Origin of the sequence: Polaribacter sp. 20A6 (assembly GCF_011378915.1) — a bacterium.
Classification (GTDB): Bacteria; Bacteroidota; Bacteroidia; order Flavobacteriales; family Flavobacteriaceae; genus Polaribacter; species Polaribacter sejongensis.
Genome location: NZ_WTPZ01000039.1, coordinates 1 through 1,224 on the forward strand (window position 1 = coordinate 1; position 1,224 = coordinate 1,224).

Below are 1,224 nucleotides of genomic sequence, written 5' to 3' on the forward strand. Positions count from 1 at the left end.
TTGATATCGTTTGCTGCAAATACTGTTGCTCCACTTGTTAAAACTGCTACGGTTAATGTTAAAACTAATTTTCTCATGATTTTATATTTTTATATTTTTAATTATTTTATGATTGAATGTGTGATAATTAAAGATCCCTTAGGCCTATAATTGTGTTACTTTTTTTTTATGAATCGAACTTTACTCTACTACTACAACATCAGATTCTTCTAACCAATTTCCATCTTTATCAGCGTAAACAACGCTTTCAGTTCCATCAGTAGTCAATTCTATTTTATATTGCTCACTGCCGTTTACGTACGCTTTTACAACAGTAGCTGTTGGAAAATCTTTTAAGACTGCGTTAGAAACTGCTTCTGGTAATTCTTCTAATGTAATTTCTTTAAAATCGTCATTACTTACTACAACTACAATTTCGTCTACATTGTTAGTATTGATATCGTTTGCTGCAAATACTGTTGCTCCACTTGTTAAAGCTGCTACGGTTAATGTTAAAACTAATTTTCTCATGATTTTATATTTTTATATTATTAATTATTTTATGATTGAATATTTTCTAGACGAATACAGTCTATTGTTCCCCTGTTACAACATCGGCTTCTTCTAACCAATTTCCTTCTTTATCTGCATAAACTACCTTTTCTTCTCCATCTAAAGTAAGTTCAAATTTATATTGCTCACTTCCGTTTACATATGCTTTAATAGCTGTTGCTGTTCCAAAATCTTTTACAATTGCGCTAGAAACCGCTGCTGGTAATTCTTTTACGCTAATTTCTTTAAAATCGTCATTACTTACTACAACTACAATTTCGTCTACATTATTTGTATTGATATCGTTTGCTGCAAATACTGTTGCTCCACTTGTTAAAACTGCTACGGTTAATGTTAAAACTAATTTTCTCATGATTTTATATTTTTTATATTATTAATTATTTTATGATTGAATACTTTTAATTTAAAGACTTTTAGATCTATAATTACTCTACTTTTCTAAACGAATACAGTCTATTGTTCCGCTGTTACAACATCAGCTTCTTCTAACCAATTCCCTTCTTTATCTGCATAAACTACCTTTTCTTCTCCATTTAAAGTAAGTTCAAATTTATATTGCTCACTTCCGTTTACATATGCTTTAATAGCTGTTGCTGTTCCAAAATCTTTTACAATTGCGCTAGAAACCGCTGCTGGTAATTCTTTTACGCTAATTTCTTTAAAATCGTCATT

At 29.8% G+C, this 1,224-nt stretch carries 2 protein-coding genes and 1 pseudogene; all 3 read right to left on the bottom strand.

The window, feature by feature from the left end; genetic code table 11:
* Positions 1–180: 180 nt before the first annotated feature.
* Positions 181–510 (bottom strand): hypothetical protein, encoded by a 330-nt coding sequence (locus GQS57_RS18270; RefSeq protein ID WP_165734410.1) that lies wholly within the window; start codon positions 508–510, stop codon positions 181–183.
* A gap of 61 nt (positions 511–571) precedes the next feature.
* On the bottom strand, positions 572–904 hold the full coding sequence (locus tag GQS57_RS18275) for a hypothetical protein (protein WP_165734411.1): 333 nt from the start codon (positions 902–904) through the stop codon (positions 572–574).
* 101 nt (positions 905–1,005) lie between these two features.
* Positions 1,006–1,224 (bottom strand): annotated as a pseudogene (locus GQS57_RS18280) (hypothetical protein); the annotation flags it as partial.

What these genes read in the sequence shown, in the direction of transcription:
- GQS57_RS18270 (WP_165734410.1), bottom strand. Translation starts at nt 510, where the DNA reads ATGAGAAAATTAGTTTTAACATTAACCGTAGCAGCTTTAACAAGTGGA.
- GQS57_RS18275 (WP_165734411.1), bottom strand. Translation starts at nt 904, where the DNA reads ATGAGAAAATTAGTTTTAACATTAACCGTAGCAGTTTTAACAAGTGGA.